Raw genomic sequence first — 25,563 nt, 5'->3', positions numbered from 1 at the left:
GCTTCATTATCGCCGTGGGTATGACAAAATAGCGGTTTTGTGTTGGCTTGTGGAGTCGTCCGTGCAGGATCGCAATTTTGATGACATCGCTGAAAAGTTTTCGCGCAATATTTATGGCACCACCAAGGGCCAACTGCGCCAGGCGATCCTTTGGCAGGATCTGGAACCGCTGCTAACGCAGATGGGGCCAGGGCCGTTGCGGGTGCTTGATGCCGGCGGCGGCGAAGGGCAAACGGCGATCCGCGTCGCGGAATTAGGCCACCACGTCACGCTATGCGATCTTTCCGCCGAAATGGTGGCTCGCGCTCAGCAGGCGGCCCGCGATAAAGGTGTGATCGACAACATGCATTTTGTACAATGCGCGGCGCAGGATATTGCTCAGCATTTGGAAAGCCCCGTCGATCTGATACTGTTTCATGCGGTGCTTGAGTGGGTCGCGGAACCGCAGGAAATGTTGCGCACGCTGTGGTCGGTATTGCGCCCGGGCGGCGCGCTGTCGTTAATGTTCTACAATGCTAACGGCCTGCTGATGCACAATATGGTCGCCGGAAACTTCGACTACGTGCAAATTGGCATGCCGAAAAAGAAAAAACGCACGCTATCGCCGGATTATCCGCGCGATCCGCAGCAGGTTTACGGTTGGCTGGAAGATCTCGGTTGGCAGATAACCGGTAAAACCGGCGTGCGGGTGTTTCATGATTATCTGCGTGAGAAACGTAAACAGCATGACAGCTTTGCGGCGCTGCTGGAGCTGGAAACGCGCTACTGTCGCCAGGAGCCGTATATCAGCCTGGGCCGCTATATTCATGTCACCGCGCTTAAGAAAGATCCAGGCGCACAGCCGCAGATGCAAGGATAAACTATGAGTGAATTTTCCCAGACAGTCCCCGAACTGGTTGCCTGGGCCAGGAAAAATGATTTTTCCATCTCGCTGCCGGTCGACAGACTCTCTTTTCTGCTGGCTGTCGCCACGCTGAACGGCGAGCGGCTGGAAGGGGAAATGACCGAGGGAGAACTGGTGGACGCGTTCCGCCACGTTAGTGATGCGTTTGAGCAGACCAGCGAAACCATCAGCCAGCGCGCCAATAACGCCATCAACGATATGGTGCGCCAGCGTCTGCTGAACCGCTTTACCAGCGAAATAACGGAAGGGAATGCGATCTACCGCCTGACGCCGTTAGGTATCGGCATTACCGACTACTACATTCGCCAGCGCGAATTTTCTACCCTGCGTTTGTCGATGCAGCTGTCGATTGTGGCCGGCGAACTGAAGCGGGCGGCAGATTCCGCGGATGAGGGCGGCGATGAATTCCACTGGCATCGCAACGTTTTTGCGCCGCTGAAATATTCGGTGGCGGAAATCTTCGATAGTATCGATCTGACTCAACGCATCATGGATGAGCAGCAGCAGCAGGTGAAAGATGATATCGCCCAGTTGCTGAACAAAGACTGGCGCGCGGCGATTTCCAGCTGTGAACTGCTGTTGTCCGAAACCTCCGGCACCCTGCGCGAATTGCAGGATACCCTGGATGCGGCGGGCGACAAGCTGCAGGCCAACCTGCTGCGTATCCAGGACGCCACCATCGCGCGCGACGATCTGCATTTTGTCGACCGTCTGGTGTTCGACCTGCAAAGCAAGCTCGACCGTATCGTCAGCTGGGGCCAACAGGCTATCGACCTGTGGATCGGTTACGATCGTCACGTACATAAATTTATCCGTACCGCCATCGATATGGATAAAAACCGCGTTTTCGCCCAGCGTTTGCGTCAGTCGGTGCAGACCTACTTCGATGCTCCGTGGGCGCTGACCTACGCTAGCGCCGACCGTTTGCTGGATATGCGCGATGAAGAGATGGCGCTGCGCGATGAAGAAGTCACCGGCGAGCTGCCGGCAGACCTCGAATTCGAAGAGTTCAACGAAATTCGCGAGCAGCTGGCCGCGCTGATTGAAGCGCAGCTGGTGGTTTACAAAGAGAAGGGTATGCCGCTGGATCTCGGCCTGGTGGCGCGAGAGTTCCTGGCGCAGTATCCGCGCGCGCGTCACTTTGACGTCGCGCGAATCGTCGTTGACCAGGCGGTACAGCTGGGCGTCGCCCAGGCAGATTTCACCGGACTGCCGGCAAAATGGCAGCCGATTAATGATTACGGAGCCAAGGTACAGGCGCATGTCATTGACAAATATTGAACAAGTGATGCCAGCTAAGCTGGCGCAGGCGTTGGCCAATCCGTTATTTCCGGCGCTGGATAGCGCCCTGCGCGCAGGCCGTCACATTGGCCTCGATGAGCTGGATAATCACGCATTTTTGATGGATTTTCAGGATTACCTGGAAGAGTTTTACGCTCGCTACAACGTTGAGCTGATCCGCGCGCCGGAGGGGTTCTTCTACCTGCGCCCGCGCTCCACGACCTTGATCCCGCGCTCGGTATTGTCAGAGCTGGATATGATGGTCGGCAAAATTCTTTGCTACCTCTATCTCAGCCCCGAACGTCTGGCTAATGAAGGCATCTTCACCCAGCAGGAGCTCTACGATGAGCTGCTGACGCTGGCGGACGAAAGTAAATTACTGAAGCTGGTGAACAACCGTTCCACCGGTTCCGACCTCGACCGCCAGAAGCTGCAGGAAAAAATGCGCGCGTCCCTCAACCGCCTGCGCCGCCTCGGCATGGTGTGGTTTATGGGCCACGACAGCAGTAAATTCCGCATCACCGAATCGGTGTTCCGCTTTGGCGCTGACGTGCGCGTTGGCGACGATCCGCGCGAAGCGCAGCTGCGCATGATCCGCGACGGCGAAGCGATGGCGCTGGAGAATCACCTGCAGCTCAATGATGAGAATGAAGAGAATCAGCCGGATAGCGGGGAGGAAGAATAATGATTGAACGCGGTAAGTTTCGCTCGCTGACGCTGGTTAACTGGAACGGTTTTTTTGCCCGGCCCTTCGATCTTGATGAGCTGGTAACCACCCTTTCCGGGGGCAACGGTGCCGGTAAATCCACGACCATGGCGGCTTTCGTCACGGCACTGATCCCGGATTTAACCCTGCTGCACTTCCGTAACACCACCGAAGCGGGCGCCACCAGCGGTTCGCGCGATAAAGGCCTGCACGGTAAACTGCGCGCTGGGGTCTGTTACTCGGTGCTCGATGTGATCAACTCACGCCACCAGCGCGTGGTCGTCGGGGTACGTCTGCAGCAGGTTGCCGGGCGCGATCGTAAAGTCGATATTAAGCCATTTGCCATCCAGGGATTGCCAACTTCGATCCAGCCGACCCAACTGCTGACCGAAACCCTTAACGAGCGCCAGGCGCGCGTCGTGAGCCTCAACGAGCTGAAAGACAAGCTCGACGCGATGGAAGGGGTGCAATTCAAACAGTTCAACTCGATTACCGAATATCACTCGCTGATGTTTGATTTGGGCGTGGTAGCGCGTCGTCTGCGTTCAGCATCCGATCGTAGCAAATACTACCGCCTGATTGAGGCCTCGCTGTACGGCGGGATCTCCAGCACCATTACCCGCTCCCTGCGCGATTACCTGCTGCCGGAGAACAGCGGCGTGCGTAAGGCGTTCCAGGATATGGAAGCGGCGCTGCGTGAAAACCGTATGACCCTGGAAGCGATTCGCGTTACTCAGTCCGATCGCGATCTGTTTAAGCACCTTATCAGCGAAGCCACCAACTACGTGGCGGCGGACTACATGCGCCACGCCAACGAGCGGCGAATCCATCTGGATAAAGCGCTGGAGTACCGTCGCGAGCTCTTTACCTCGCGTTCGCAGCTGGCGGCAGAGCAGTACAAACATGTCGATATGGCGCGCGAGCTGCAGGAACACAACGGCGCAGAAGGCGATCTGGAAGCTGATTATCAGGCCGCCAGCGATCACCTGAACCTGGTACAAACCGCGCTGCGTCAGCAGGAAAAAATCGAGCGCTACGAGGCGGATCTCGACGAACTGCAGATTCGTCTGGAAGAGCAAAATGAAGTGGTGGCGGAAGCCGCCGACCAGCAGGAAGAAAACGAAGCCCGCGCCGAGGCCGCCGAACTGGAAGTGGATGAGCTGAAAAGCCAGCTCGCCGATTACCAGCAGGCGCTCGACGTGCAGCAGACTCGCGCCATTCAATACAATCAGGCGCTACAGGCGCTGGAACGCGCGCGTGCGCTGTGTCACCTGCCGGATTTAACCGCCGACAGCGCCGACGAATGGCTGGAAACTTTCCAGGCGAAAGAGCTGGAAGCGACGGAAAAAATGCTGTCGCTGGAACAGAAAATGAGCGTGGCGCAAACCGCGCACAGCCAGTTTGAACAAGCGTATCAGCTTGTTGCGGCGATCAACGGTCCGCTGGCGCGTAATGAAGCCTGGGATGTGGCGCGTGAATTATTACGCGACGGCGTCAACCAGCGCCACCTGGCGGAGCAGGCTCATGGGCTGCGTAGCCGTCTCAACGAGCTGGAACAGCGTCTGCGTGAACAACAGGACGCCGAGCGCCAGCTGGCCGAGTTCTGTAAGCGCCAGGGCAAACGCTACGATATCGACGATTTGGAAACGCTGCATCAGGAGCTGGAAGCGCGTATCGCTTCGTTAGCCGATAGCGTTTCTAACGCTCAGGAACAGCGCATGGCTCTGCGTCAGGAGCTGGAACAGCTGCAGTCGCGTACCCAGACGCTGATGCGCCGGGCGCCGATTTGGCTGGCGGCGCAAAACAGCCTCAACCAGCTGTGCGAGCAGAGCGGCGAGCAGTTTGAATCAAGCCAGGATGTCACCGAGTACCTGCAGCAACTGCTGGAGCGCGAGCGCGAAGCAATTGTTGAGCGTGATGAAGTCGGCGCCCGCAAGCGCGCCATCGACGAAGAAATCGAGCGTCTCAGCCAGCCGGGCGGTTCTGAAGACCCGCGTCTGAACGCGCTGGCGGAGCGCTTTGGCGGTGTGCTGTTGTCGGAAATCTACGACGACGTTAGCCTCGAAGATGCCCCGTACTTCTCCGCGCTTTATGGCCCATCGCGCCATGCGATCGTGGTTCCGGATCTGTCACAGGTGGCGGAGCAGCTCGAAGGGCTGGAAGATTGCCCGGAAGACCTGTATCTGATCGAAGGCGATCCGCAGTCCTTCGATGACAGCGTTTTCAGCGTCGATGAGCTGGAAAAAGCGGTGGTAGTGAAAATTGCCGACCGCCAGTGGCGCTATTCGCGCTTCCCGACGCTGCCGCTGTTTGGCCGCGCCGCCCGTGAAAACCGCATCGAAACGCTGCACGCAGAGCGCGAAAGCCTCTCCGAGCGTTTTGCTACGCTGTCGTTTGACGTGCAGAAAACGCAGCGCCTGCATCAGGCCTTCAGCCGCTTCATCGGTAGCCATCTGGCGGTTGCCTTTGATGACGACCCGGAAGAAGAGATCCGCAAACTCAATAGCCGCCGCGGCGAACTCGAGCGCGCGCTGAATGCGCATGAAAGCGATAACCAACAGAACCGCGTCCAGTACGAGCAGGCGAAAGAGGGTGTGTCGGCGCTTAACCGCCTGCTGCCGCGCCTGAATCTGCTGGCCGATGAGACGCTGGCCGATCGCGTAGATGAAATCCAGGAGCGCCTGGACGAAGCGCAGGAAGCGGCGCGCTTTATCCAGCAGCATGGCAATCAGCTGGCGAAACTGGAACCGATCGTCTCGGTACTGCAGAGCGACCCGGAACAGTTTGAACAGCTGAAAGAAGACTACGCCTATTCGCAGCAAATCCAGCGCGATGCGCGCCAGCAGGCTTTCGCGCTGGCGGAAGTCGTGCAGCGCCGCGCCCACTTCAGCTACTCTGACTCGGCGGAGATGCTCAGCGGCAACAGCGATCTCAACGAGAAGCTGCGCCAGCGCCTGCAACAAGCAGAATCTGAGCGTAGCCGCGCTCGCGAAGCGATGCGTAGCCACGTTGCGCAGTTGAACCAGTACAACCAGGTGCTGGCGTCGCTGAAAAGCTCGTATGACACCAAGAAAGAGCTGCTCAACGATCTGTATAAAGAGCTGCAGGATATCGGCGTGCGCGCCGATGCCGGCGCGGAAGAGCGTGCGCGTGCGCGTCGTGATGAACTGCATATGCAGCTGAGCAACAACCGCTCCCGCCGTAATCAGCTGGAGAAAGCGTTGACCTTCTGCGAAGCGGAGATGGACAACCTGACCCGCAAACTGCGCAAGCTGGAGCGCGATTACTGCGAAATGCGCGAGCAGGTAGTGAGCGCTAAAGCGGGATGGTGCGCGGTGATGCGTCTGGTGAAAGACAACGGCGTGGAACGTCGTCTTCACCGCCGCGAGCTGGCCTATCTCTCCGCCGACGAACTGCGTTCGATGTCGGATAAGGCGCTGGGCGCGCTGCGTCTGGCGGTCGCCGATAACGAACACCTGCGCGACGTCCTGCGTATTTCGGAAGATCCGAAACGTCCGGAGCGCAAAATTCAGTTCTTCGTTGCCGTTTATCAGCATCTGCGCGAGCGAATCCGCCAGGATATTATTCGCACCGATGATCCGGTAGAAGCGATCGAGCAGATGGAAATCGAACTCAGCCGTCTGACCGAAGAGCTGACCAACCGTGAACAGAAGCTGGCGATCAGCTCCCGCAGCGTGGCGAATATCATTCGCAAGACCATCCAGCGTGAACAGAACCGTATTCGCATGCTCAACCAGGGGCTGCAGAGCGTGTCGTTCGGCCAGGTCAACAGCGTGCGTCTGAACGTCAACGTGCGCGAGACCCACTCGACGCTGCTTGATGTCCTGTCTGAACAGCATGAGCAGCATCAGGATCTGTTTAACAGCAATCGCCTGACCTTCTCGGAAGCGCTGGCAAAACTGTATCAACGCCTGAACCCGCAGATTGATATGGGGCAACGTACGCCGCAAACCATCGGCGAGGAACTGCTCGACTACCGCAACTATCTGGAGATGGAAGTGGAAGTTAACCGTGGTTCAGACGGCTGGCTGCGCGCGGAGTCCGGCGCGCTGTCGACCGGTGAAGCGATCGGTACCGGGATGTCGATTTTGGTGATGGTGGTGCAGAGCTGGGAAGATGAATCCCGTCGTCTGCGCGGGAAGGATATCTCGCCTTGCCGTCTGCTGTTCCTCGATGAAGCAGCGCGTCTTGATGCCCGCTCTATCGCCACGCTGTTCGAACTGTGTGAACGTCTGGAGATGCAGCTGATTATCGCGGCCCCGGAAAATATCAGCCCGGAAAAAGGCACCACCTATAAACTGGTGCGTAAAGTGTTTAATAATCACGAACACGTACACGTTGTCGGCCTGCGCGGTTTTGCCGCGCCGGTACCGGAAGCGCTGCCTGGAACCGCTGACGCCTCCTGAAAGGGCGTCGATTAATAGGAAAAAGGGTGACAATTTGTCGCCCTTTTTGTTTTTCTGTACAGTACGCTAACAAGGTATAGCCTTTAAACTTCTTTACATTTGGTAAGGCAAAAGCGTTTTCGCCTTTATATACTGAGAATAAGCCCCATCAGGCGGGCAGCAATGTGTTAACAGGGGGCAAGGGATGTTGCTAAAGAAACGGTATGGTCGACAATTGTCGGTGCTCAGCTTGAGCCTGGCTTTTGCATTTGCTCCACTGTTCAATGTCCAGGCCGCAGAGCCTGAAGTTATACCCACCGACAGCTCTGCGACGGTGGGCGATCTTTCGTCGGCATTAGTCCAAAGCGACGGGCAGTCTGTTGCGGTCGCGCAAATGGCCGGCGAGCAGCCGCTGGCGGCGGATGCCGTGGCGAAAAGCCGCGCTGAAATCGAGGCCTTACTGCCGTCGGGTTATCACCCGGTTTATATCAACCCGCTGGTGGCGCTATACGCCGCCCGCGACATGAAGCCAATGTGGGAGAACCGCGATGCGGTACAGGCCTTCCAGCAGCAGCTGGCAGAGGTCGCTATCGCCGGCTTCCAGCCGCAGTTCACCACATGGGTAAGCTTACTCACGGACCCGTCCATCAGCGGCATGGCTCGCGATGTCGTACTCTCCGACGCCATGATGGGATATCTGCATTTTATTAGCGGTATTCCGATGCAGGGGAACCGTTGGCTGTATGGCTCAACGCCGTACAAAATGGCGACGCCGCCGCTGTCGGTGATTAACCAGTGGCAGCTGGCGCTGGATAACGGTTCGCTACCGCAGTTTATTGCCGGACTGGCGCCACAACATTCACAATATGAAGCAATGCATCAGGCGCTGCTGACGCTGGTGGCGGATAACCGTCCGTGGCCGCAGCTGACCAGTAATGCCTCGCTGCGTCCGGGCGAGTGGAGCAACGATATTGGCGCCCTGCGTGAAATTCTGCAGCGTACCGGCATGCTGGATGATTCGGCGAAAATCGCCCTACCGGGCGATGTGGTAAGCCCATCGGCGAAACCGAAATCGAAAGCAAAACCTGCCGCGCGCGGCGTTTACGATCGCCAACTGGTAGAAGGCGTGAAGCGCTTTCAGGCCTGGCAAGGGCTGGGCGCTGATGGCGTCATCGGCCAGTCCACCCGCGACTGGCTGAACGTTTCTTCGGCGCAGCGTGCCGGCGTACTGGCGCTGAATATCCAGCGTCTGCGTTTGTTACCGAGTAAATTGTCCACCGGCATCATGGTCAATATTCCGGCGTTCTCGCTGGTCTATTACCAGGACGGCAGTCAGGTGCTGGCATCGAGAGTCATTGTCGGTCGTCCGGATCGTAAAACGCCGATGATGAGCAGCGCGTTGAACAACGTGGTAGTCAACCCGCCGTGGAACGTGCCGCCGACGCTGGCGCGCAAAGATATTCTGCCGAAGGTGCGCAACAATCCAGGCTATCTGGAACAGCATGGTTATACGTTGATGCGCGGCTGGAACAGCAAAGAAGCTATCGATCCGTATGGCGTCGATTGGTCTACCATCACCGAGAAGAATCTACCGTTCCGTTTCCAGCAGGCGCCGGGCGCGCGCAACTCGCTGGGACGTTATAAGTTCAATATGCCAAGCTCGGATGCTATTTATCTCCACGATACGCCGAACCACAATCTGTTCCAGAAAGATGTTCGCGCGTTGAGCTCGGGCTGCGTTCGCGTCAATAAAGCCTCTGAACTGGCGAATATGCTTTTGCAGGATGCTGGCTGGAATGATTCACGCATTTCCGACGCGCTGAAGCAGGGGGATACGCGCTACGTCAATATTCGGCAAAATATTCCGGTTAATTTATATTATTTGACCGCCTTTGTTGGCGCTGATGGACGTACACAATATCGAACAGATATTTACAATTACGATCTCACCGCGCGATCCAGCGCACAAATTCTGCCAAAAGCGGAACAATTAATCAGGTAAATGAAGTAGTTCTGCGAAAAATGTTGTCCTAGCACTGAACGAAATCGGGCCCTGGTCGTCTACAAGGCCCGTATTTCCTGGGGTGAGGCTGCCTTGACGTTGGCAATAATGCCCGGTAAGGTGCCTTTCGTGCGCCAGAAGTGCATATACATATAATCCGCAAAAATGTATTGCGGCGGTCAATACGACCCAGCCAAAAATGTTTTAGCGGAAAAGTATATTACGATTCATTTACCTGTAGACCTGATTATCATGGACAAATTTGACGCTAATCGCCGCAGATTGCTGGCGTTGGGTGGCGCTGCCCTCGGTGCTGCCGCCATTCTCCCTGCGCCGGCATTTGCCACCCTCTCGACCCCCCGACCGCGTATTTTGACGCTGAATAACCTGCACACCGGTGAATCACTCAAGGCGGAGTTTTTCGATGGTAGAGGCTATATTCAGGATGAATTAGCAAGACTTAACCACTTTTTCCGTGATTTCCGCGCGAACAAAATTAAGTCTATTGACCCAGGATTGTTCGATCAGCTTTACCGCCTGCAGGGACTACTCGGCACCAACAAGCCTGTCCAGCTCATCTCCGGTTATCGCTCCGTCGATACCAACGATGAACTTCGCGCACGAAGCCGTGGTGTAGCGAAACACAGCTATCACACCAAAGGCCAGGCGATGGATTTCCACATTGAAGGCGTTGCCTTAAGCAATATTCGCAAAGCGGCGTTATCTATGCGCTCAGGTGGTGTAGGATACTACCCACGTAGCAACTTTGTGCATATTGATACCGGTCCGGTACGGCACTGGTAACGAAAGGAGCATCATGAACTATCGTATTATTCCGGTCACGGCGTTCGCCCAAAACTGTTCTTTAATTTGGTGTGAACAAACCCGGCTTGCCGCTCTGGTCGATCCTGGCGGCGATGCCGAGCGCATCAAGGAAGAAGTGGCGGCGGCAGGCGTCAGCCTGATGCAGATCCTGTTGACGCATGGTCACCTGGATCACGTCGGCGCGGCAGCCGAGCTGGCGCAACATTACGGTGTGCCAATTATTGGACCGGAAAAAGAAGATGAGTTCTGGCTGGAAGGATTGCCGGCGCAAAGCCGCATGTTCGGGCTGGATGAGTGTCAGCCGTTGCAACCGGACCGCTGGCTGAATGAAGGCGATGTGGTGACCGTCGGCAATATCGCTTTGCAGGTATTGCACTGTCCTGGCCATACGCCGGGGCACGTGGTTTTCTTTGACGATGCCTCTCGTCTGCTGATTTCCGGCGATGTGATTTTCAAAGGCGGAGTAGGGCGCAGCGACTTCCCGCGCGGCGACCATGGACAACTGATTGATGCGATTAAACGTAAACTGCTGCCGTTGGGCGACGACGTGACGTTTATCCCCGGTCATGGCCCGTTGTCGACGCTGGGATATGAGCGCCTGCATAATCCGTTCCTGCAGGATGAAATGCCGGTCTGGTAATACCTGACCTCAAGGAAGTAAAAAAGGCCGCGTTTGCGGCCTTTTTCTTATGCGTCAGGGCTGAGAATTACAGCACCGCGACGATGGCTTCGCACAGCGGCGCCATATTATCAGGCGTCATGCCGGCAACGTTGATACGCCCGGACGCGACCGCATAAATAGCGAACTCTTCACGCAGACGCAGTACCTGCTCTTTGGTCAGGCCGCTAAACGAGAACATCCCATTCTGTTTGGTGATGAAGGTAAAGTCGCGGCTGGCGCCTTTTTCCTGCAGAGTATTCACAAACAGTAAGCGCATGCGCTGAATACGCTGGCGCATATCGGTGAGTTCTTGTTCCCAGATGGCGCGCAGCGCGTCGTTGCTGAGAATTGTCGCCACCACCGAGGCGCCGTGCGCCGGCGGGTTAGAGTAGTTGGCGCGGATAACCGCTTTCATCTGGCTGAACGCGCGATCGACGGTGTCTTGATCGGCGGCAACCAGCGTACAGGCGCCAACGCGCTCGTTATACAGGCCGAAGTTTTTCGAGTAAGAGCTGGCGACCAGTAGCTCTTTATGCAGTGCGGCAAAGGCGCGCAGGCCTTCAGCGTCTTCTTCCAGACCGCGGGCGAAGCCCTGGTAGGCGAAGTCAAATAGCGGCAGCCAGCCTTTTTCGGCGGACATTTGCGCCAGCTGCTGCCACTGCTCCAGCGTCGGATCGATACCGGTTGGGTTGTGGCAGCAGCCGTGGAACAGCACAACGTCGCCCGCCTGCGCTTCGTTCAGGCTGGCCAGCAGACCGTCGAAATCAAGCTGGTGGTTAGCGGCATCGTAGTAAGCGTATTCACGCACTTCCAGCCCGGCTGCGCCGAAAACGCTTTTATGGTTCGGCCAGCTTGGGTTGCTTACCCATACCCGTTTAACGTCGGTGTTTTTGGCAAGGAAATCAGCCGCTACGCGCAGGCCGCCGGTGCCGCCTGGGGTTTGGGCGGTACGGGCGCGCTTATCGCTGATAATTGCGCTTGCTTTACCGAACAGCAGCTCCTGAGTGCAGCGACCAAACTCCGGAATACCATCAATACCGAGGTAGTTTTTGGTGGTTTCATTTTCCAGCAGATATTGCTCGGCTTTTTTTACGCTGGTCAGAACAGGTGTTTTACCTGTCTCATCTTTGTAAACACCAATTCCGAGGTTAATTTTGCCTGGGCGGTCATCGGCACGAAACAGATCGGCCAGGCCCAGAATAGGGTCGGCAGGGGCGGCTGTAATGTTCTCAAACATGACGAGGTTCCATTGTGATTACTGAGGGAAATCCGCTATCAGGGTAACGGTAGATTTACAAATTGCCAACCGTTTGCGACAAAAAGCGAGAAGGTTTTTGCAAGTTACGATCTTCGTCTTAGTAACGCAGAAAAGCAGGACCGAAGTCCTGCTTTTTAGGCATATCACGAAGGGGTGTACTACAGATTAGAACTGGTAAACGATACCAACCGCAGCCTGGTCGTCGGTGGCAACGCCAGCTTCACGAGTATAGGAATTGTCGTCCAGCTGGTTGAACTTGTACGCCGCGTACACGTTCATGTTTTTGTTGAAGTAGTACCAGGTACCCAGTTCAATGTATTTAACCAGGTCAGCATCGCCGCCGCCGAAGCCGCCGCGAGCCTGCAGGTTTTTACCTTTTGTCTGCACGTAGCCGAGGGACGGACGCAGACCGAAATCGAACTGATACTGAACCACGGCTTCGAAGTTCTGAGTTTTGCCCGCGAAGTAGTTATCTTCTTCCGGCGTCATGTTGTAAGTCTGGGAGTACATGACAGCGGCGTAGATGTTGTTAGCATCGTACTTAGCAGAGGTTGCCCATGCTTCAGCTTTGTTACCGTTACCGTCACGCTTCTGGTCGGCGCTGCGGTTGGAGTTAGCATAACCTGCGGACAGCGCGATACCGTTATCAAACGCGTAGGTTGCCGCGGTGCTGAAACCGTCGCCATTCTGTTTACGAATAACGCGGTCGTGATCGTTTTTGCCCTGATACTGAAGCGCGAAGCTCAGGCCGTCCACCAGACCGAAGAAGTCTGAGTTACGGTAGGTGGCCACGCCGTTGGTACGGCCGGTCATGTAGTTATCAGTGTAGTTCCAGCCGTCGCCGCCCCACTCAACCAGCATATCGGTTGCGGATTCGACGTCGTAGATGGCGCCGTAGTTACGGCCGTAATCGAATGAACCATATTCGCCCGCTTTCAGACCGGCGAAGGCCAGACGGGTTTTGGTGGTCTGGGAACCTTCAACGTTGGACGCATCCATGTTGTATTCCCACTGGCCGTAACCGATCAACTGGTCGTTGATCTGGGTTTCGCCTTTCAGGCCGATACGGGCATAGGTAGTGTCGTCGCTGCTGGTGTCACCATTGGTGGTCCAGACATGTTCGCCAACCATTTTTCCGTAGAAATCCAGTTTGTTACCATTTTTGTTATAGATTTCCGCAGCGTTGGCCGCACCGGCTACCAGCAGGGCAGGGATCACCACTGCCAGAATATTGCGCTTCATCATTATTTATTACCCTCATTAATATTTTTTATATGACACTTGCCACCGCCAGCAATAAATTCCGTCAATGAAAATTTACAGAACTATTGAAGATAGTTTGGTGTCTGAAGGCATCTTTCCATCGGTGGTGCCGTTTCGCTAGCCGGAAAATGCTACCAATATCGTAAATTGGTTACAAAAAGAAAAAACATGTAACTAAATATGTATTTTTAGGAACTTTGTGAACTCAATCAAAATTCCGTTCCACTTTGCGAAGATTGTCACCTTCTCATATATATCTATATGAATTAGTTATGAATATTTTCGATAAAGCCAGATTTGATTATTTTTTGACTCAATTACGTCCCATTTTCGCTCAGGCGCTATTTTTGCATAACGTGCGCAGAATGATTAAAAAATAGCCAATTCAATCAGCGTATTCACTTGTGTCTTAACATAAGGTGCGAAATCTACGTACTAAGGGTAAGGAAATAGTGAGTAACATAATTACGAAATGTGAAGGTTGATGTTTAAGTTTGTTGAAATTCGTTCACGAAAATTGACATAAAAAAAGGTCGGCTTGCGCCGACCTTGTCAGTGTTTTTACGAAACGCGATTAGAATGTGGCGTTACGTGGCGTACGTGGGAAAGGAATCACGTCGCGAACGTTCTGTACGCCGGTTACGTAGGCGATAAGACGCTCGAAGCCCAGACCGAAGCCGGAATGCGGTACGGTGCCGTAACGGCGCAGATCACGATACCACCAGTAGTCTTCTTTATTCAGACCCATTTCGGCCATACGCGCGTCCAGCACGTCGAGACGCTCTTCACGCTGGGAGCCGCCGATGATTTCGCCGATGCCCGGCGCCAGAACGTCCATTGCGGCGACGGTTTTACCGTCTTCGTTAAGGCGCATGTAGAACGCCTTAATGTCTTTCGGATAGTTTTTCACGACCACCGGCGCTTTGAAGTGCTCTTCGGCCAGATAACGCTCATGCTCGGAGGAGAGATCCACGCCCCAGTACACCGGGTTTTCAAACTGCTTGCCGCAGTTTTCCAGGATAGTGACGGCGTCGGTGTAATCAACCTGGGCAAAATCAGCAGAGACAAAACGCTGCAGACGGTCGATGGCGTCCTTATCTACACGCTCGGCAAAGAACTTCATGTCATCCGCACGCTCTTCCAGTACCGCCTTGAAGACGTACTTCAGCATGGCTTCCGCCAGACCGGCAACATCGTTGAGGCTCGCGAAGGCAACTTCTGGCTCCAGCATCCAGAACTCCGCCAGGTGGCGGCTGGTGTTGGAGTTTTCGGCGCGGAAGGTTGGGCCGAAAGTATAGATTTTGGACAGTGCGCAGGCATAGGTCTCACCGTTCAACTGACCGGAAACGGTCAGGAACGACTCTTTACCGAAGAAGTCTTTATCGAAATCGACTTTACCTTGGTCGTTACGCGGCAGGTTTTCCAGATCCAGCGTTGATACGCGGAACATTTCACCGGCGCCTTCGGTATCGGAAGCGGTGATAAGCGGGGTGGATACCCAGAAGAAACCCTGTTCGTCGAAGAAACGGTGCAGCGCCTGCGCCAGGGTGTGACGTACGCGCGCTACCGCGCCAATCAGGTTGGTGCGCGGACGCAGGTGCGCCACTTCACGCAGATACTCGATGCTGTGGCGTTTCGCCGCCATCGGGTAAGTGTCCGGATCTTCAACCCAGCCGGTGACTTCCACGCTGGAGGCCTGGATTTCAAAGCTCTGGCCCTGACCCTGGGAGGCCACGACTTTGCCGGTGACGATAACCGAGCAGCCGGTGGTCAGGCGTAATACTTCCTGATTGTAATTGGGCAGAGAATTATTAATAACGGCCTGTACAGGATCAAAGCAGGAACCGTCATAGACGGCGAGGAAAGAAAAGCCAGCTTTAGAATCTCGGCGGGTACGCACCCATCCGCGCACGGTGACTTCGCTGTCAACGGCAACGCGGCCCTGGAGTACGTCGGCTACAGGCACAACGCTCATAATATTCTCTCTATATAGTCCAATAAAAAAGTCTCTTCCCCTTCAACGGGGGGATATCTATGTTACCTGTCATCTTCCATCAGACAAGCAGAATTCGCACATGGGAGGGCGGATTTCGGAAATAAATTAGCCGCGGGGCCGTTCTTTACCTTCCGTTTACCTCTTTTACGCGAATTATTCGATAATGACCGTCATTTCCTGCTTCGCGTTTTGCATCGATACGATGGTGCGGAAGGATTTGATATTCCCCGAGGCAAAGAAGAGCTCACGGGTCAAGGCTTCGTATTCCGCCATATCGCGGACGTTGATCACCAGTAGAAAATCGAAGTCGCCGGTGACGTAATAAACCTGCTGCACCTGCGGGCAACTGACAAACCGCTGTTTATCCTCTTCAAGTAGGTCAAGGCGTTCATTCTCGATCGTAACCTGCACCATGATGGTGGTTGGGCGGCCCACTTTACTGGCATCAACCACGCTCACGCTGCCTTTAATGATGCCAGCCTCTTCCAGCGCGGCAATTCGCCGGTTGACCGCTGAAGCGGAAAGACTGACGCGATCGGCGATTTCCCGCTGCGACAGGCGATTGTTGCGCTGTAGCAGGGTGAGAATTTTTTTATCCCAACTATCCAGTTTCATTATCTTTGTCGCCCTAAATACCTGTGATCGACCTCACGTATGCAACTTTGTTGCGTGATAGAGGTGAATCAGAGTGAAAATTGCGAAGCTATGGGCAATTTTGCGCCATTTAACCATCGGCGGCAGTGTACCATCTCAGACAGTGGTAAAGCGTGAAATCGCTACAGAAAGCCACTGACGTTATTTCTATAGCCTAAATAATTCGAGTTGCAGAAAGCCAACGCACATGCAACTTGGAGTATGACGGGTATACATCGATTTATTCGACCATCTCTTTATTGGCCGCGCGGATCCCTGCGCCCTTTATTTGGCCGGGCTGGTCGTTGATTAATTCATCGTCGTACGACGATATGGATAAAAGGTTTATTTATGACGGACACGATTAAATATCAACTCAACGCCCGGCATCTGCCGTATGAACAGGGGGTGGACCTCAGTCTGCTCAATGAAAACGTTGGCGACGAAGTGCTGGCATTCCATCAAAAATTCCCCGCCTATCGGGTAACGCCGCTGCGCAAGTTGGATTATTTAAGCCAGCGTCTCGGGCTGGGATCGTTGCATATAAAGGATGAAGCGCAGCGTTTCGGCCTTAACGCCTTTAAAGGATTAGGCGGTTCTTATGCGATGGGAAAATATCTCGCTGAACAGCTTGGGCGCGATATTAATACTTTGAGCTTTAGCGATCTTAATTCACCAGAAATTAAAGCCCGTATTAAAGATATTGTGTTTGTCACCGCCACCGATGGCAACCACGGCCGCGGCGTGGCGTGGGCGGCGGAGCAGCTTGGGCTACGGGCGGTTGTTTATATGCCTAAAGGTTCCTCGCCGGTACGCGCGCAGAATATTCGCCAGCATGGTGCTGAGTGCACAATAACCGAACTCAATTATGACGATACCGTCCGTCTGGCGGATAAAACCGCCAAAGAGCAGGGGTGGGTACTGCTGCAGGACACCGCCTGGCAGGGCTATGAACAGATCCCTACCTGGATCATGCAAGGTTATATGACGCTCGCCGTTGAAACCTGGCAGCAGTTGGCGCAAAGCGGCGCCAGGATGCCTACGCATCTGTTTTTACAAGCCGGCGTCGGCTCTTTTGCCGGCAGCATTATGGGGTATTTCGTTGAGAAGATGCAGCAGGATGCGCCGACGATAGTGATCCTTGAACCGCATAAAGCGAACTGCCTGTACCGTTCGGCAACCATCAATGACGGGCAACCGCACAGCGTCGGCGGCGACATGGCGACGTTAATGGCCGGCCTTGCTTGCGGCGAACCCAATATCACCAGCTGGCCGATGCTGCGTGACCATGCCCGTTGTTTTATCTCTGCCGATGATTGTCTTGCCGCTAACGGCATGCGCCTGCTGGCCGCGCCGCGGCCAGGTACCGATGAACCCTTTATCTCCGGCGAATCCGGCGCCATCGGCGCGGGAGTGCTTTATGCGCTGATGACCCAGCCGGAATACCGAGAACTTGCCGAAGCGCTGCGCCTGAATGCCGATGCGCAGGTCCTGTTAATCAGCACTGAAGGAGACACGTCACCGGATGTCTATGAAGACATCGTCTGGTTTGGCCGTAATGGCTAATCGCCATCGGCAATAACAAGAGGGCCATCTTACCTACCCTACGAGCCCTCGGTATGACATGCGTTCTGACTAATAACGAAAACATACGCGGATTCGCGTAATGCATAGAGAGAACCTGACCGATGAATACTGAAAATGCTGTGACAGAAAGAGGATGTTGCGATGCCGCAAAGTGGCATAGCGAAGATACCGTGTGGGTGCTTGGCCTGTTCGGCACGGCAATTGGCGCCGGGGTGTTGTTTCTGCCGATTAACGCCGGGATTGGCGGTTTCTGGCCGCTGCTTATCGTTTTTGCTCTCGCTTTTCCGATTACTTATCTGGCGCATCGCGGGCTGGCGCGATTTATTTATTCTTCCAACACGCCGGAAAGCACGATCACCGATGTCATTGGCGAGCATTTTGGCGCGCTAGCGGGGAAGGTGTTTACCGTTATCTATTTCTTCGCCGTGTACACCATTTTGATTATGTATGCGGTAGCTATTACGAATACAGCGCAGAGTTTTATCAGCCATCAGTTGGGACTGGCGGAGCCGCCGCGGGCAGTGGTGTCCATCGTGCTGATCCTCGGGCTGATGTTTATTGTCCGCCTCGGGCAGCGTTTGATTATGCGCGTGATGAGCACCCTGGTTTATCCCTTCATTATTTCACTTATTTTTATGGCGCTGTTTTTGTTCCCGCACTGGAACGGCGCGATTTTGCACACCGTGAACTTCAGCGCAATGGGCGATGGGCGCGGCATTTTACTAACGCTGTGGATGACATTTCCGGTGCTGGTTATGTCGTTTAACCACTATCCGATCGTCTCGCCGATGGTCGTGCGCCAGAAGCAGCGCTACGGACTCGCGCTTGCCGAGCGCAAATGCGCGCAGATCCAGCGCTATGGCATCCTGTTAATGACCGTGGTGGTGCTATTTTTCGTTCTCAGCTGCGTGTTGAGCCTGTCGCCGCAGCAGTTAGCGGAAGCAAAAGCGCAGAATTTGTCGATCCTGTCGTACCTCGCCAACCAGTTTGAGACGCCGATTATTGCCTGGCTATCGCCAATCATTGCGTTTGTCGCGATTACGAAATCGTTTCTTGGCCACTATATCGGCGCTTATGAATCGCTGCGCGATCTGATTATCGAGGCCGCCGCCGCGCGGGGGAAAAAACCGACTATCCGCGCAGTTGACGCCGTTATTCTGGTTTTTATGGTCCTCACCTGCTGGTTCGCCGCCTATAAGAACCCAAGCATCCTCGGCATTATCGAGTGCATCAGCGGCCCGACCGGGGCGGCGATTCTACTGCTGTTGCCGATGTATGCCATTCATAAGTTACCGGTGCTGGCGCCGTATCGCGGCAAAGCCAGCAACGTTTTCGTCACCCTGATTGGGTTAATTACCGTATCCGCCATTTTTTACGGCATGTTCCAGTAACCCCGAACAATAGCGAGATGTTTTATGAGTCATGATCTACAGATAAACGGCCAGCGGCTGATCGATTCCCTGTTCGCGCTTGGTGAATGCGGCGCGTTGGAAGGCGGCGGCGTCTGCCGCCTTGCGGCGACCGCGGAAGATAAAGCCGGTAGGGACTTTGTTGTTGCCCGGATGAAAGCGCTGGGGCTGACTATCTATATCGATGCTATCGGCAACGTTACCGGTGTTTATCGCGGAGAAGAGGCGCTACCGATGGTGATGATGGGGTCGCATATCGACACCGTGGGTACTGGCGGCCTGTACGATGGCAACTACGGCGTGATGGCCGGTCTCGAGGTGATTGCCGCCCTTCAGGATGCCGGGATTCGTCCGCGACGTCCGTTAGCCGTAACCTTCTTTACCAATGAGGAGGGGGTGCGCTTCCAGCCCGATATGATGGGAAGCGTGGTGTTTGCCGGGGAGTATCCACTGGCGCAGGCCCTGGCGGCAAAAGACCACAACGGCATTACTCTTGACGAGGCGCTGCGGGAGATTGGCTATAAAGGCGAACATCAGCCGGGCAATCTGCCGGTAGATAGCTACGTCGAACTACATATCGAACAGGGACCTATCCTCGATAAGGAACGGATTGATATCGGCGTCGTCACCGGCGTGCAGGGTATTTCATGGCAAGAATTTACGCTAACAGGCGTGTCGAATCATGCCGGTACGACACCTATGTCCATGCGCCGCGATGCCGGCCTTGCAGCGGCGAAAATCGCCGTTTTCGCCCGTGAACTGGCGATGGGCCTCGGCGGCAATCAGGTGTCTACCGTCGGGCATATGAGCGTTAAACCCAACCTGATTAACGTCATTCCAAATCACGTCGTGATGTCGGTGGATTTACGCAATACCGATAACACTATCTTAATTGAGGCGGAACGGCGCTTAGCCGAGTTTGTCGTCACAACGGCGCAGGAAGAGGGGGTGGAGATAGCCAGCCGTTCACTGGTGCGTTTTAACCCGGTCATTTTTGCCGATGAAATCGTCAATGCCGTTGAAGCGGAGGCGAAACGTCAAGCCCTCAGTTATCGGCGCCTGCCGAGCGGCGCCGGCCACGACGCGCAATTTATGGCTTCGGTATGCCCCGCAGGGATGATTTTTGTCCCCTGTGTTGACGGCATTAGCCACAACGTCAATGAACATAGCGAAGCCAAAGATCTCATTGCCGGCGCCAATGTGCTGCTGCAGGTGGTATTACAGCGCGCGCAGCGTGCGGCATAATTTTTACAGGAGTGAAGAATGAATCAACAACAGTTAAAGCAGCAGCTTATTGCCTGGCGCCATCACCTGCATGCCAATCCGGAAAGCGCCTTTGAAGAAGTCAAAACCTCGCAGTTTATCGCCGAGAAACTCGAAGCGATGGGCATTGAGGTTCACCGTAATATAGGTAAAACCGGGCTGGTGGGCGTGTTGAAATGCGGCGACGGTAACGGTGTTATCGCCATCCGCGCCGACATCGATGCTATTCAATTGAACGAACAGGGCGAACGGCCTTACCGCTCCACGACCGCCGAACGGATGCACGGCTGCGGGCATGATGGCCATACCTGCATTGCGCTGGGCGCGGCGCAGTTGCTATTGCAGCGGCAAAACTTTAACGGAACCGTCTGTTTTGTTTTTCAACCTGCGGAAGAACCCGGTTATGGCGCCAATGCGATGATGACGGACGGCGTTATCGAGCGTTTCGGCATCGAGGAGATTTACGGCCTGCACAATATGCCGGGTATGAAAGCCGGGACCATCGCCACCCGTGTCGGCGGCATTATGGCCAGCGAAGATAACTTTATTATCCGTATTAAGGGGCAGGGGGCGCATGCCGCCCGGCCGCATATGGCGAAGGATCCGCTGGTGATTGCGGCAGAAATTATTCTGGCGCTGCAGACCATCGTTTCACGCAATATCGACCCGAACGTGCCGGCGGTGATCTCCTGTACGGAGCTTCATACTGACGGTATCCGCAATGCGATCCCCACGCATGTGGAAATTAAAGGGGATACCCGCAGCTACTCCGCTGACGTACAGGCGCTGCTGGAAGCGCGCATGCGGACCATCAGCGAAGCGATTTGCGCGATGCACGGCGCGCAGTGCGAGTTTAGCTATACCCATGAATTCGCCCCGACGGTGAACTGGCAGCAATGCGTTGATGTCGCGGTCAATGCGGCGGTGAACGTCGTGGGGGCGGAAAATGTCGACGGCAACGTCGCGCAGATGATGATTTCGGAGGACTTCGGCGCCTTCCTGCAGGAGATTCCCGGCTGTTTCATCTTTTTAGGTAACGGCGATGCGTCTGATACTCAGGGCAATACGCCGCTGCATAACGCTTGCTACGACTTTAATGATGAAATTTTACTGACCGGCGCGGAGTATTTTGCCGAGGTGATCAGGACGAGATTGCCGCAGTAGAGATGTTGGTCGGCCCGGCAGCGTAACGCCGCCGGGCCGTTTTTTTAACTCGCCTTTTTAATCGGCGGCAGGTCGAAGGCCTCGCGCAGGGCGCGGACGAACGCCTTATCGTGGCAGATGGTTTTACCCGGGCTATCGGAGAGTTTCGCCACCGGCTTGCCGTTACATTCTACTAGTTTTATGACGATATTCAGCGGTTTCACCTGTGGGATGTCGCAGGTTAACCGGGTGCCGATACCGAAACTGAGATTCACCCGCGAGGAGAAGTGGCGATACAGATCGACCGCTTTGCCGAGGTCGAGGTTATCGGAGAACACCAGCACTTTACTCATCGGGTCGATACCCAATTTCTGATAATGGGCGATAGCTTTCTCGCCCCACTCCAGCGGATCCCCGGAGTCATGGCGCAGTCCCTGATAGCGGGTGGCGAATTCAGGACCGAAATCACGCAGGAAAGCGTCCATGGTGATGCAGTCGGTCAGAGCAATACCCAGCCGATCCGGATATTCCGCCAGCCAGGCAGCAAGCGCCGCGCGCTGGCTGCTGGCAAGGTTTGGACTGATCTGCTGGTGGGCCTGGAACCATTCGTGCGCCTGGGTGCCCATCGGGGTTAAATTGAGTCGGCGGGCCAGATCGTAGTTGCTGGTGCCGACAAACCACGGCTCCTGCTGCAAGCGCTGCACGATAGCCTGCTGTACTTCACGGGAGAAGCGGCGGCGGGTGCCGAAATCCATCAGGCGGAATGCCGACATATCGATGTCGGCGGTCATGTCGGCGAAGTCGGCAAGCTTATGTTCGAGCGTCTCCAGCGCCAGATCGACGCCGATTTCCGGCGAACGGTAGTGGTGCACCAGTTCGCTGATGACCGCCAGCAGCGGCACTTCCCACATGATCACTTCGCGCCACGGCCCGGCGAGGCGAATATTCAGCTTGCCATGATCGTTGATAACGGTGACCTGGCTTGGGTCGTAACGGAAGTCGCGTAGCCAGTCGAGATAGTCCTGCGAGAAGAACGGCAGGGTGGACAGCCAGCGATACTCATCGTCCTGCAGCTTCAGGTCGCGCATGGTTTCGACCTGCTCGCGAATCGCGTCGGCATAGATGCCGAGCAGATCGTCTCCGCGGCAGCGGAACTCTGCCGCTACCTCCACATCGTAGTAGCGGTGGAAGACGGCCTGCTGCATATGCAGCTTATAGGCATCCGTATCAAGCAGCGAGTGCAGTACAGGAGAAGTGAATTGTGTCATGGTGCGCAGTAGCATCCTCTCACTGGGGCGTTCCATTCAAACCAAAGCAGAAAAAAGGAGGCGGAGTATACCTTTAATACCCGGTGCTGTCCTGCTGCGATGGCTCGACGGTAACGCTGACGGTCATTTGCGAGGCCTAGTTTAATATATTGAACACGGATCACACCACAAGCTTTGCGCCGGGTCGAGCGCATTTCGTGCCTCATGTGTTATCAAAATGTAGCGATTTTCGTGTTGAACGTTGAAAAGATGAAGATTCTGCATAGCGCGATCTGCGCAACAGGAATAGACTGGAGCCGATACTTTACAGACACGCTAAAGGTTTTTTATGACACAACAGCCCCAAGCCAAATACCGCCACGACTACCGTGCGCCGGATTATCTGATTAGCGATATTGATTTGACCTTTGACCTGGATGCCGCGAAAACCGTTGTCACGGCCGAGAGTAAGGTTTCCCGTCACGCGGCTGCGTCTGATGTGCCATTGCGTCTGGATGGCGAAGACCTGACTCTGATTTCACTACAGGTGAACGGCCAGCCGTGGAACGACTATAAAGAAGAAAATAATCAGCTGGTGATTGGCGGTTTGCCGGACAGTTTCACCCTGACTATCGTCAATGAAATTAGCCCGGCGGCGAACACCGCGCTGGAAGGCCTGTATCAGTCAGGCGAAGCGCTATGTACCCAGTGCGAAGCAGAGGGCTTCCGCCATATTACCTGGTACCTCGACCGTCCGGATGTGCTGGCGCGCTTCACCACCAAAATCATCGCCGATAAGGCGAAATACCCCTACCTGCTTTCTAACGGTAACCGCGTAGCCCAGGGTGAGCTGGACAATGGCCGTCACTGGATCCAATGGCAGGATCCGTTCCCGAAACCCTGTTACCTGTTCGCGCTGGTAGCCGGCGATTTCGATGTGCTGCGTGACACCTTCACCACCCGTTCCGGGCGTGAAGTCGCCCTTGAACTGTACGTTGACCGCGGCAACCTCGACCGCGCGCCGTGGGCGATGACTTCGCTGAAGAATTCGATGAAGTGGGACGAAACTCGTTTCGGTCTCGAATATGACCTCGACATCTATATGATCGTCGCCGTCGACTTCTTCAACATGGGCGCGATGGAGAACAAAGGCCTCAACGTCTTTAACTCTAAATACGTGCTGGCCCGTACCGATACCGCGACCGATAAAGACTACCTCGATATCGAGCGCGTCATAGGTCACGAATATTTCCATAACTGGACCGGCAACCGTGTGACCTGTCGCGACTGGTTCCAGCTCAGCCTGAAAGAAGGGCTGACCGTATTCCGCGATCAGGAGTTCAGTTCCGATCTCGGCTCGCGTGCGGTAAACCGTATCAATAACGTGCGTACCATGCGCGGGCTACAGTTTGCCGAAGACGCCAGCCCGATGGCGCACCCGATCCGTCCGGATATGGTTATCGAAATGAACAACTTCTACACCCTGACGGTCTACGAAAAGGGCGCCGAAGTGATCCGTATGCTGCACACCCTGTTGGGCGAAGCCAATTTCCAGAAAGGGATGCAGTTGTACTTTGAACGCCACGACGGCAGCGCCGCCACCTGCGATGATTTCGTGCAGGCGATGGAAGATGCTTCGAACGTGGATCTGTCGCATTTCCGTCGCTGGTACAGCCAGTCCGGCACGCCGGTCGTTACCGTGCATGACGACTATAACCCGGAAACCGAGCAGTACACCCTGACTATCAGCCAGCGTACGCCGCCGACCGCGGAACAGGCCGACAAGCAGCCGCTGCACATCCCGTTCAGTATCGAGCTGTACGATAACGAAGGCAAAGCGATCCCGCTGCAGAAGGGCGGTCATCCGGTACATCACGTATTGAATGTCACCCAGGCGGAACAGACATTCGTCTTTGATAACGTTTACTTCCAGCCGGTACCGGCGCTGCTGTGTGAATTCTCCGCGCCGGTCAAGCTTGAATATAAGTGGAGCGACCAGCAGCTGACGTTCCTGATGCGCCACGCGCGTAACGACTTCTCGCGTTGGGATGCCGCGCAGAGCCTGCTGGCGACCTACATCAAACTCAACGTTAACCGTCATCAGCAGGGGCAGCCGCTGTCGCTGCCTATCCACGTCGCTGACGCCTTCCGCGCGATCCTGCTCGATGAGAAAATCGATCCGGCGCTGGCGGCGGAAATTTTAACGCTGCCGTCGGCCAACGAAATTGCTGAACTGTTCGCCATCATCGATCCGATTGCCATCGCGGCGGTGCGCGAAGCGCTGACCCGTACGCTGGCGAAAGAACTGGCCGATGAGCTGCTGGTGGTTTACAACGCCAACAAGCTCGACAGCTATCGCGTAGACCATGCCGATATCGGTAAACGTTCCCTGCGCAATACCTGCCTGCGCTATCTGGCTTTTGGCGATGTTGAATTGGCAGATAAGCTGGTGCAAGCCCAGTATCATCATGCTGACAACATGACCGACGCGTTGGCTGCGCTGTCGTCGGCGGTGGCGGCGGAGTTGCCGTGCCGTGATGCATTGATGCAGGAGTATGACGATAAGTGGCACCAGGACGGCCTGGTGATGGACAAGTGGTTTATTCTGCAGTCCACCAGCCCGGCGGCCAATGTGGTTGAGACGGTACGCGGCTTGCTCAAGCACCGTTCATTCACGATGAGTAACCCGAACCGGGTACGTTCGCTGATCGGCGCCTTCGCGAGTAGCAACCCGGCGGCGTTCCATGCCGAAGACGGCAGCGGTTACCAGTTCCTGGTGGAAATGCTGACCGAGCTCAATAGCCGCAACCCGCAGGTGGCGTCGCGTCTGATTGAGCCGCTGATTCGTCTGAAACGCTACGATGAGAAACGTCAGGCCAAGATGCGTGCGGCGCTGGAACAGCTGAAAGGGCTGGAGAATCTCTCCGGCGATCTGTTCGAGAAGATTACCAAAGCGCTGGCGTAACGGCCGCAAAATCC

The 25,563-nt window shown here is 55.3% G+C and carries 16 protein-coding genes and 1 pseudogene; 12 read left to right on the top strand and 5 right to left on the bottom strand.

Annotated elements, in window-relative coordinates; translation table 11 throughout:
* The first annotated feature begins 61 nt into the window (after positions 1-61).
* The 7 genes and pseudogenes from cmoM to ACSEMK_RS16750 all read left to right on the top strand — a co-directional run bounded on the left by cmoM (position 62) and on the right by ACSEMK_RS16750 (position 10,764).
* Positions 62-866 (top strand): annotated as a pseudogene (gene cmoM, locus ACSEMK_RS16780) (tRNA uridine 5-oxyacetic acid(34) methyltransferase CmoM).
* Positions 863-2,185: a chromosome partition protein MukF gene (gene mukF / locus ACSEMK_RS16775; protein ID WP_087858143.1), complete on the top strand. Its 1,323-nt coding sequence runs from the start codon at positions 863-865 to the stop codon at positions 2,183-2,185. The pseudogene cmoM and the gene mukF overlap by 4 nt, the downstream one beginning before the upstream one ends.
* On the top strand, positions 2,166-2,870 hold the full coding sequence (mukE, locus tag ACSEMK_RS16770; protein WP_015367459.1) for a chromosome partition protein MukE: 705 nt from the start codon (positions 2,166-2,168) through the stop codon (positions 2,868-2,870). Before mukF ends, mukE begins: the two co-directional genes overlap by 20 nt.
* Entirely contained in the window at positions 2,870-7,318 is a 4,449-nt protein-coding gene (gene mukB, locus ACSEMK_RS16765) for a chromosome partition protein MukB (protein WP_435336609.1), read from the top strand. The genes mukE and mukB overlap by 1 nt, the downstream gene beginning before the upstream one ends.
* Positions 7,319-7,502: 184 nt before the next feature.
* Positions 7,503-9,299, top strand: a complete 1,797-nt coding sequence (ldtD, locus tag ACSEMK_RS16760; RefSeq protein WP_271032272.1) for a L,D-transpeptidase — start codon at positions 7,503-7,505, stop codon at positions 9,297-9,299.
* Between the two features lie 252 nt (positions 9,300-9,551).
* On the top strand, positions 9,552-10,103 hold the full coding sequence (locus ACSEMK_RS16755; RefSeq protein WP_015367456.1) for a YcbK family protein: 552 nt from the start codon (positions 9,552-9,554) through the stop codon (positions 10,101-10,103).
* Between the two features lie 13 nt (positions 10,104-10,116).
* Positions 10,117-10,764, top strand: a complete 648-nt coding sequence (locus ACSEMK_RS16750; protein WP_015367455.1) for an MBL fold metallo-hydrolase — start codon at positions 10,117-10,119, stop codon at positions 10,762-10,764.
* Between the two features lie 67 nt (positions 10,765-10,831).
* Here the strand turns inward: ACSEMK_RS16750 and ACSEMK_RS16745 are convergent, their stop codons facing one another.
* The 4 genes from ACSEMK_RS16745 to ACSEMK_RS16730 form a co-directional block, all read right to left on the bottom strand.
* The gene (locus ACSEMK_RS16745) at positions 10,832-12,022 is read right to left on the bottom strand and encodes an amino acid aminotransferase (RefSeq protein WP_430914977.1); all 1,191 of its coding nucleotides are present in this window, start codon (positions 12,020-12,022) and stop codon (positions 10,832-10,834) included.
* A gap of 186 nt (positions 12,023-12,208) precedes the next feature.
* A complete protein-coding gene (ompK35, locus tag ACSEMK_RS16740) occupies positions 12,209-13,288 on the bottom strand; it encodes a porin OmpK35 (RefSeq protein ID WP_063447558.1) in 1,080 nt (359 codons plus the stop codon).
* A gap of 592 nt (positions 13,289-13,880) precedes the next feature.
* Positions 13,881-15,281 (bottom strand): asparagine--tRNA ligase, encoded by a 1,401-nt coding sequence (gene asnS, locus ACSEMK_RS16735; RefSeq protein ID WP_047045619.1) that lies wholly within the window; start codon positions 15,279-15,281, stop codon positions 13,881-13,883.
* 174 nt (positions 15,282-15,455) lie between these two features.
* Complete coding sequence (locus ACSEMK_RS16730; protein WP_045395698.1) at positions 15,456-15,917, bottom strand: Lrp/AsnC family transcriptional regulator; 462 nt, start codon at positions 15,915-15,917, stop codon at positions 15,456-15,458.
* Between the two features lie 369 nt (positions 15,918-16,286).
* Between ACSEMK_RS16730 and dpaL the strand changes: the two genes are divergently transcribed.
* The 4 genes from dpaL to ACSEMK_RS16710 all read left to right on the top strand — a co-directional run bounded on the left by dpaL (position 16,287) and on the right by ACSEMK_RS16710 (position 21,358).
* On the top strand, positions 16,287-17,501 hold the full coding sequence (gene dpaL / locus ACSEMK_RS16725) for a diaminopropionate ammonia-lyase (protein ID WP_228302372.1): 1,215 nt from the start codon (positions 16,287-16,289) through the stop codon (positions 17,499-17,501).
* 122 nt (positions 17,502-17,623) lie between these two features.
* Positions 17,624-18,913 carry an aromatic amino acid transport family protein gene (locus tag ACSEMK_RS16720; protein WP_430914978.1) on the top strand — a complete coding sequence of 430 codons (1,290 nt, stop codon included), beginning with the start codon at positions 17,624-17,626 and terminating at the stop codon, positions 18,911-18,913.
* Between the two features lie 24 nt (positions 18,914-18,937).
* Positions 18,938-20,176, top strand: a complete 1,239-nt coding sequence (locus ACSEMK_RS16715) for a Zn-dependent hydrolase (RefSeq protein ID WP_049059584.1) — start codon at positions 18,938-18,940, stop codon at positions 20,174-20,176.
* An 18-nt stretch (positions 20,177-20,194) separates the two neighbouring features.
* Complete coding sequence (locus tag ACSEMK_RS16710; RefSeq protein WP_100631484.1) at positions 20,195-21,358, top strand: M20 aminoacylase family protein; 1,164 nt, start codon at positions 20,195-20,197, stop codon at positions 21,356-21,358.
* Between the two features lie 44 nt (positions 21,359-21,402).
* Here ACSEMK_RS16710 and pncB read toward each other — a convergent pair whose 3' ends face one another.
* On the bottom strand, positions 21,403-22,605 hold the full coding sequence (gene pncB / locus ACSEMK_RS16705; protein ID WP_430914979.1) for a nicotinate phosphoribosyltransferase: 1,203 nt from the start codon (positions 22,603-22,605) through the stop codon (positions 21,403-21,405).
* 328 nt (positions 22,606-22,933) lie between these two features.
* Between pncB and pepN the strand changes: the two genes are divergently transcribed.
* A complete protein-coding gene (gene pepN, locus ACSEMK_RS16700; RefSeq protein ID WP_087858139.1) occupies positions 22,934-25,549 on the top strand; it encodes an aminopeptidase N in 2,616 nt (871 codons plus the stop codon).
* Positions 25,550-25,563: the final 14 nt, after the last annotated feature.

Origin of the sequence: Klebsiella sp. K-3 (genome assembly GCF_051207495.1) — a bacterium.
Lineage (GTDB): Bacteria > Pseudomonadota > Gammaproteobacteria > Enterobacterales > Enterobacteriaceae > Klebsiella > Klebsiella aerogenes.
This window is presented reverse-complemented; position numbering and strand designations above follow the sequence as displayed.